The sequence below is a fragment of the Vreelandella nanhaiensis genome (assembly GCF_003990185.1).
In the GTDB taxonomy this organism is placed as follows: Bacteria; Pseudomonadota; Gammaproteobacteria; order Pseudomonadales; family Halomonadaceae; genus Vreelandella; species Vreelandella nanhaiensis.
On the sequence record NZ_RZHF01000003.1, the window covers coordinates 1 to 8,495 of the forward strand.

Genomic DNA, 8,495 nt, shown 5'->3' on the forward strand with positions numbered 1-8,495 from the left:
CTCGAAGCCCGCGTTCGCAATGCCGTTCAAGACGACCCTGACCAGGGCATCTTCCGTTGCCACCGCAGCATGTTCACCGACCCTGCCTTCTTCGAACTGGAGATGAAGCACATCTTCGAAGGCAACTGGCTGTTCCTGGCCCACGAGAGCCAAGTCGCTGAACCAGGTGATTACATGACCGTCACTATGGGTCGTCAGCCCGTACTCATTACCCGCGACAAGCAAGGCGAGCTGCACGGCCTGATCAACGCCTGTGCGCACCGCGGTGCCACCCTATGCCGCCGTAAGCGCGGCAACAAGGGTACCTTTACCTGCCCGTTCCACGGCTGGACGTTCAAAAACGACGGCCAACTGCTCAAGGCCAAAAACGAGAAGGTCGGCGCCTATCCGGATAACTTCAAACAGGATGGCTCCCACAACCTCAAGCGCCTACCGCGCTTTGAAAACTACAAAGGCTTCCTGTTCGGCAGCTTGAGTGACGACGTTCAACCGCTCGAACAACACCTCGGCGAAACCACCAAGGTCATCGACAACATCGTCGACCAAGCCCCCGAAGGCCTGGAAATTCTGCGCGGTACCTCGTCGTACACCTATACCGGCAACTGGAAGTTACAGGCCGAAAATGGCGCGGACGGCTACCACGTCAGCTCCGTGCACTGGAACTACGCCTCCACGATGGAACGCCGTAACTACGATGCTGGCGGCACCAAAGCGGTGGACGCCGACGGCTGGTCGAAGAGCAAAGGTGGCTTCTACTCCTACGAAAACGGCCACATGATGCTATGGACCCGGCTGCTTAACCCCGATGTTCGCCCGGTCTACCAGCACAAGGACTGGATCCAGGAACAGCTGGGTGAGGCCCGCGCCGATTCCATCGTCAACCAGACGCGTAACCTCTGCCTTTATCCCAACGTCTACCTGATGGATCAGTTCTCCACGCAAATCCGCGTGATCCGTCCGATCGCCGTGGACAAAACCGAAGTGACGATTTACTGCTTCGCGCCCAAAGGCGAGTCCGCCGAGGACCGACGTGTCCGTATCCGCCAGTACGAAGACTTCTTCAACGTCTCCGGCATGGGCACGCCCGACGACCTGGAAGAGTTCCGCGCTTGCCAAGAAGGCTACAACGGCGCCCTGGCCGAATGGAACGACCTCTCTCGCGGGGCCCAACAGTGGATCGAAGGCGCCGATGAAACGGCCCAAGCCATCGACATGAAGCCCCTGCTCAGTGGCGCCTCCCCGGAAGACGAAGGCCTTTACGTGCTGCACCACAAGCACTGGGTCAACGAAATGCTGCGCGCCATCGACAAAGAGCGCAGTCAGTTTATCGCCACTGCGTCCGCCTAAGCGCCTGAAGAGAGGAGAGAAGTGACATGAGCATTAGCTATCACGATATCCAAGCCTTCCTGTACCGCGAAGGCCGCTTATTGGACGACCGCCAGTGGGATGAGTGGCTCGCGCTGTATCGCAAAGACGCCGAGTTCTGGATGCCTGCCTGGGACGACGACGACCAGCTCACCCAGGACCCGCACAGCGAGATCTCACTGATCTACTACCCCAACCGGGAAGGGCTGGAAGATCGGGTCTATCGGATCAAGACCGAGCGCAGCGGGGCGAGTACGCCGGAACCGCGCACCACCCACCAGGTGACCAATCTGGAGATCTTGTCGCAAAACGGCGACACGATGGAGCTGCGGTTTAACTGGCATACGCTTAGCCATCGTTACAAGAAAACTGACAGCTTCTTTGGCACCTGCTTCTACACCCTGGATGTGTCGGGTGAGACCCCGTTGATCACAAGAAAAGTCGTGCAGCTGAATAACGACTATATCCATCAGGTCATTGATGTGTATCACGTGTGACCTGATGGGAGAGGAGATATAACCATGAGCTATACCATTGCCCTCAACTTTGAGGATGGCGTGACCCGTTTTATCGGCTGTAAAAAAGGCGAGACCGTTCTCGATGCCGCTTATCGACAAAAAGTTAACCTACCGATGGACTGCTCTGACGGCGTATGTGGCACCTGTAAAGGTCACTGCGAGCAGGGCGAATTCGATATGGGAGACGAATACCTGGAGGAAGCACTCTCCGATGAAGAGGCCGCTGAAGGGCAGGTGCTTACTTGTCAAATGGTGCCTTCTTCGGACTGCGTTATCCAAGTGCCAGTGGCATCCACATTGTGTAAAACACAGGTAGGCAAGGTCGAGGGCACGATAGCAGCGGTTGAACAACTCTCTGAAGACAGTATTGAACTGGCGGTCGATCTAGATGATGAAGACGGCCTCGCCTTTTTACCGGGTCAGTACATTCATATCGATGTTCCCGGTACTGAGGTACATCGTTCCTATTCCTTCAGCTCGCAGCCGGGCAATAAGCGGGCTACCTTCTTGATTCGTAACATTCCCAATGGGGTAATGAGTAGCTACTTGACCGAGCGTGCGGCGGTGGGCGACAAGCTTACGCTAACCGGCCCGCTGGGCAGCTTCTATCTACGCGAAGTGACGCGTCCGGTACTTATGTTGGCTGGCGGCACGGGATTGGCGCCGTTCCTCTCCATGCTTGAACAGATGGTTGAGAAGGGCTGTGATGCGCCGATACATATGATTTACGGTGCTAATAAAGACGATCACCTGGTCAAAACCGACGCGTTAGATGCTTTCGCTGAGAAATTACCAAGCTTCAGTTACTCCACCGTAGTAGTCGATGAAACCAGCGAGCACCCACGTAAAGGGTATGTGACGCACCATATGGACGCCAATGTGATGCATGATGGCGATGTCGATATCTACTTATGTGGTCCACCCCCGATGGTAGATGCCGTTCTAAAATACTTCGACGCTGAAGGGATAGAGCCGCAAAGCTTCCACTATGAGAAGTTCACCCCTAATCAAGTGGGAGAGAGCGCATGAAAGATCAACGTTTTGACAGATCTCGTTTTCAAGATCGGGTCATGATAATCACCGGGGCTGCCCAAGGAATTGGACAGCGAGTTGCTGAGCGCGCCGCCGCTGAAGGTGCGCGTTTAGTGCTGGTAGACCGCGCTGACGATATCCACGAGATCGTCGCTGGCCTAAGTAAGCAGGGCTGCGATGTGATTGCGGTACAAGCCGACCTAGAAAAATGGGAAGGCGCCGAACAAGTTATGCAGGCGACGCTTGAGCAATTTGGCCGTATCGATATTCTGATCAACAACGTAGGCGGCGCGATTAACTTCAAGCCGTTTACCGAGTTTACCGAAACGCAAATTACGGCAGAAATTAACCGCTCGTTGATGCCCTCGTTGTGGTGCTGTCGCGCAGCACTGCCAACCATGGTAGCGCAGGGCAGCGGCGTTATCGTCAATGTCTCTTCTGCAGCGACGCGGGGCATTCACCGTATACCCTACTCGTCAGCGAAGGGCGGTATCAATGCGTTGACTGCTTCGCTAGCGTTTGAATATGCCGAGCACGGCATCCGAGTCGTCGCCACGGCGCCAGGAGGCACCGAAGCTCCGCCACGGCGTATTTCGCGAGGAACACCGACGCCGAGTAACGAGACGGAAAAGGCGTGGTTTCAGGCACATATCGATCAGACTAAGCAGAGCTGCTTAATGAACCGCTATGGCACGTTGGATGAAATGGTAGCCCCGATTTTGTTCCTTGCTTCTGATGAGGCCAGCTATATCACCGGTAGTGTGCTGCCCGTAGCAGGCGGTGATCTTGGCTAACAGCTAGCTGTGGACTAAATGCTAATAATTATAACTTAAACGTTAACTTATAACCTAAGCACAATAATCCTCTGGAGCACACCGTGAAACATATCGAGAAGGGCGTTAGCCTAAGGTATGCGCCCCGCGATTTCCTACGCGATCTCAATGCTGACAACGCTAGTACCGGTTTAGTCGCCGGTATTTTAGGACTTAGCGTTGGGGTCGTTCATATTAGTGCAGGGACGGCAGCGGGTCTCGACTCCTCCTTCATCATGATTTGGGTGATCAGTTACTTGATGATCAATGGGTTGTTTGGGCTCGTTATGCCGGCTTATTACCGGTTGCCGCTTCCAATGGCCAACTCCATTCCCGGTGCACTGATGTTCGCAGCGGTAATTCCTGTGGTGGGTTTGGAAGCTGCCCTAGGAGCGAGTTTGATTGCGGGTGCCATCACGCTGATTGCTGGTTTAACAGGCGTGATGGGGATTGTGATGCGGCTAATCCCGATGCCGATTGTCATGGGTATGGTCGGTGGGATGTTGCTTAGCTTCGGCCTCAATATGGTACGCCCGCTTGAGAGTGCTATTGTGCCAGCCTCTATTATGATTCTGGCATTCTTCATCTCTGCACGTCTCTTTCGTAAGGTTCCACCTCTGATCGTAGCGATGCTGGCGGGGATCATTTATTTGACAGCGACTGGCGTTGACTTGTCAGGGATTACTGCGACGATACGTTTCCCTGAGTTCATCGTCCCAGAGTTCACTTTAGGTGCTTTCCTAACTTATGGTTTACCGCTTGCAATTATCTTGGTGGGAATGGAAACGCCAGCGGGAGTCGGTTTAGTGAAAGGAATGGGGTACAAAGAGGTGCCCGCTAATGCGATTACTGCTGTGGGCGGTTTAGGCACTATGGTGTCGTCTTTTTTCAATCTTCACAGCACCTGTATTGCTGCACCCATGACCGGTATCTGTGCCTCACCGGAAGCGGGCATTCACGATAAACGTTGGGTAGCGGCGGTGATTGCCGGGGCTATCTTTGTGGTTGCTGCCCCTTTTTACGGCTATGTGGTAAGCCTGCTGGAGGCTACGCCACGCTATTTTATCACTATTGTTGCGGGTCTAGCGCTCATGCGCGTGATCACCTCATCGATGGCTATCGCTTTTTCGGGCAAGAAGCATGAAATAGGCGCGCTGTTTGCTTTTCTAATTGCCGCGTCGGGAATTCAGATTCTCGGTATTGGGGCCACGTTCTGGGCGCTGGTACTGGGCGTTATGGTTTCGGCAATTTTCGAAACTAAAGACTTCGAGTTCGTTTTTAACCGTGAGGTGGCTAAGAGCGGCTGATCTGCGTAGTACCTGAAGTTTTATAATAATTATCCTCCTTGGCCCGTGCCTGCTATCGCAGTACGGGTCTTTTATGTTCTGCCCTACTTTTCACAGCTTCTTTATCCTTTTGTCGCAAATTAAAAGCAATCGTTACTTCTTAGGAGCAGAACAGATGAACGTTACGCCCCACAAAAGCAATTAAATTTGTTTAAAGGATAAATGAAAGATGAGTATGGCTATTTATTGTTAGCCTGCTTGAAAAAAATATTCAAGATTTTTACTTTTAAAACAATTTGTTAGTTTTTTTGTAACGGTTTATATTTGGGCGCATTAAGTAAAATAAACCCTCTCCGAGATACCTATAGAGTATAGAAAGGAACTTAAACGATATTGGTCGGGTGATGACGATCTGATCGATATTGGTGGTGAGCATAATAACAACCGTCGTCTTTAGCCCCTAGATAGAATATCCACTATTACCCACAATGTACTTCAGCTATCGCCGGGCACTAAGACAACAATAAAACCAACGATAGGGTTTTCGTCATGACCGTGAAGATATTTGATACCCCCGAAGTCCAAGAGTTTATCAAAACCGTGGCTGGCTTTGACCAGGCCGGTGGCAATGACCGCGCCAAGCAAATTGTCCATCGCCTGGTCGGCGATCTGTTCAAGCTGATCGATGACTTCGATGTCACTGAAGAAGAGTATTGGGCAGGGGTGAACCTACTCAATGCCCTGGGCAGCCAGACCCAGTTCGGCCTGCTCTCGCCAGGCCTTGGCTTCGATCATTTTCTCGATATGCGCCACGATGCGATCGATGCCGAAGCCCAACGCACCGGTGGCACCCCGCGCACCATCGAAGGCCCGTTGTATGTGGCAGGTGCGCCGGAAACGGAAGGCTTTGCCCGCCTGGACGACGAAGGCACCGAAGGCGAGACCATGTGGCTCACTGGTCAAGTGCGCGATGTCGACGGCACACCGATTGCCGGTGCCAAGGTTGAGATTTGGCATGCCAATGACAAGGGCGGCTATTCCTTCTTTGACCCAAGTCAAAGCGAGTACAACCTGCGCCGCACCATCTATACCGACAGTGAAGGCCGCTACACTGCCCGCAGTATCATTCCGTCAGGCTATGGTGTACCGGAAGGAGCTCCCACCGATGTAGTGCTCAAATCGCTTGGTCGCCATGGCGAGCGTCCCGCCCATATCCACTACTTCGTTTCAGCGCCGGGTCATCAGCACTTGACCACCCAGATCAACCTAGCGGGTGATCCCTATACCTTTGATGACTTCGCCTTCGCCACCCGAGAAGAACTGGTAATCCCCGCCGAACGTATTGATGACCCCGCCGAAATCGCCAAGCGTGATTTGGATGGCCCCTTCTCTCACGTGGTGTTCGATATCGAGCTGACCAAAGCATCTGCGCCTGAGCTACAAACACGCCATGCTCGGCCGCGCGCTAAGGAGGATGAGCAGGATCTCGCCAGCCAACAGGCGGGTACTGCGAAGGTATAAGCGCCTCAGCGCTTAGCACTTGACTGCCTATCCCGTGACAGCGGCGGGCTTCCCTGAGGTTCGCCGCCTTCAAGCCTAATAGTACGCCATAATAAACCCAAGGAGCGCGACCATGGCGATTCAGCTTGATCAACTCGAAGCCCGCGTTCGCAATGCCGTTCAAGACGACCCTGACCAGGGCATCTTCCGTTGCCACCGCAGCATGTTCACCGACCCTGCCTTCTTCGAACTGGAGATGAAGCACATCTTCGAAGGCAACTGGCTGTTCCTGGCCCACGAGAGCCAAGTCGCTGAACCAGGTGATTACATGACCGTCACTATGGGTCGTCAGCCCGTACTCATTACCCGCGACAAGCAAGGCGAGCTGCACGGCCTGATCAACGCCTGTGCGCACCGCGGTGCCACCCTATGCCGCCGTAAGCGCGGCAACAAGGGTACCTTTACCTGCCCGTTCCACGGCTGGACGTTCAAAAACGACGGCCAACTGCTCAAGGCCAAAAACGAGAAGGTCGGCGCCTATCCGGATAACTTCAAACAGGATGGCTCCCACAACCTCAAGCGCCTACCGCGCTTTGAAAACTACAAAGGCTTCCTGTTCGGCAGCTTGAGTGACGACGTTCAACCGCTCGAACAACACCTCGGCGAAACCACCAAGGTCATCGACAACATCGTCGACCAAGCCCCCGAAGGCCTGGAAATTCTGCGCGGTACCTCGTCGTACACCTATACCGGCAACTGGAAGTTACAGGCCGAAAATGGCGCGGACGGCTACCACGTCAGCTCCGTGCACTGGAACTACGCCTCCACGATGGAACGCCGTAACTACGATGCTGGCGGCACCAAAGCGGTGGACGCCGACGGCTGGTCGAAGAGCAAAGGTGGCTTCTACTCCTACGAAAACGGCCACATGATGCTATGGACCCGGCTGCTTAACCCCGATGTTCGCCCGGTCTACCAGCACAAGGACTGGATCCAGGAACAGCTGGGTGAGGCCCGCGCCGATTCCATCGTCAACCAGACGCGTAACCTCTGCCTTTATCCCAACGTCTACCTGATGGATCAGTTCTCCACGCAAATCCGCGTGATCCGTCCGATCGCCGTGGACAAAACCGAAGTGACGATTTACTGCTTCGCGCCCAAAGGCGAGTCCGCCGAGGACCGACGTGTCCGTATCCGCCAGTACGAAGACTTCTTCAACGTCTCCGGCATGGGCACGCCCGACGACCTGGAAGAGTTCCGCGCTTGCCAAGAAGGCTACAACGGCGCCCTGGCCGAATGGAACGACCTCTCTCGCGGGGCCCAACAGTGGATCGAAGGCGCCGATGAAACGGCCCAAGCCATCGACATGAAGCCCCTGCTCAGTGGCGCCTCCCCGGAAGACGAAGGCCTTTACGTGCTGCACCACAAGCACTGGGTCAACGAAATGCTGCGCGCCATCGACAAAGAGCGCAGTCAGTTTATCGCCACTGCGTCCGCCTAAGCGCCTGAAGAGAGGAGAGAAGTGACATGAGCATTAGCTATCACGATATCCAAGCCTTCCTGTACCGCGAAGGCCGCTTATTGGACGACCGCCAGTGGGATGAGTGGCTCGCGCTGTATCGCAAAGACGCCGAGTTCTGGATGCCTGCCTGGGACGACGACGACCAGCTCACCCAGGACCCGCACAGCGAGATCTCACTGATCTACTACCCCAACCGGGAAGGGCTGGAAGATCGGGTCTATCGGATCAAGACCGAGCGCAGCGGGGCGAGTACGCCGGAACCGCGCACCACCCACCAGGTGACCAATCTGGAGATCTTGTCGCAAAACGGCGACACGATGGAGCTGCGGTTTAACTGGCATACGCTTAGCCATCGTTACAAGAAAACTGACAGCTTCTTTGGCACCTGCTTCTACACCCTGGATGTGTCGGGTGAGACCCCGTTGATCACAAGAAAAGTCGTGCAGCTGAATAACGACTA

8 protein-coding genes are annotated in these 8,495 nt (G+C 54.6%); all 8 read left to right on the plus strand.

Translation table 11 applies throughout. The features are described 5' to 3' along the window. The coding region (locus ELY38_RS00345; protein ID WP_127059546.1) for a Rieske 2Fe-2S domain-containing protein at window positions 1-1,347 on the plus strand (1,347 nt) is incomplete at its 5' end. A gap of 26 nt (window positions 1,348-1,373) precedes the next feature. Then, window positions 1,374-1,862 carry a benzoate 1,2-dioxygenase small subunit gene (gene benB, locus ELY38_RS00350; RefSeq protein WP_127059547.1) on the plus strand — a complete coding sequence of 163 codons (489 nt, stop codon included), beginning with the start codon at window positions 1,374-1,376 and terminating at the stop codon, window positions 1,860-1,862. 24 nt (window positions 1,863-1,886) lie between these two features. Further along, on the plus strand, window positions 1,887-2,912 hold the full coding sequence (gene benC, locus ELY38_RS00355; protein WP_127059548.1) for a benzoate 1,2-dioxygenase electron transfer component BenC: 1,026 nt from the start codon (window positions 1,887-1,889) through the stop codon (window positions 2,910-2,912). Beyond that, entirely contained in the window at window positions 2,909-3,709 is an 801-nt protein-coding gene (gene benD / locus ELY38_RS00360) for a benzoate diol dehydrogenase BenD (RefSeq protein ID WP_127059549.1), read from the plus strand. Before benC ends, benD begins: the two co-directional genes overlap by 4 nt. Before the next feature lie 83 nt (window positions 3,710-3,792). Then, a complete protein-coding gene (locus ELY38_RS00365; RefSeq protein ID WP_127059550.1) occupies window positions 3,793-5,034 on the plus strand; it encodes a benzoate/H(+) symporter BenE family transporter in 1,242 nt (413 codons plus the stop codon). A 528-nt stretch (window positions 5,035-5,562) separates the two neighbouring features. Next, window positions 5,563-6,534, plus strand: coding sequence for a catechol 1,2-dioxygenase (gene catA / locus ELY38_RS00370; protein ID WP_127059551.1), 972 nt, complete (start codon window positions 5,563-5,565; stop codon window positions 6,532-6,534). Window positions 6,535-6,646: 112 nt separating this feature from the next. Continuing rightward, window positions 6,647-8,014, plus strand: coding sequence for a Rieske 2Fe-2S domain-containing protein (locus tag ELY38_RS00375; RefSeq protein ID WP_127059552.1), 1,368 nt, complete (start codon window positions 6,647-6,649; stop codon window positions 8,012-8,014). Between the two features lie 26 nt (window positions 8,015-8,040). After that, window positions 8,041-8,495: benzoate 1,2-dioxygenase small subunit (gene benB, locus ELY38_RS00380; protein ID WP_127059553.1), on the plus strand; the 455-nt coding region annotated here is incomplete at its 3' end.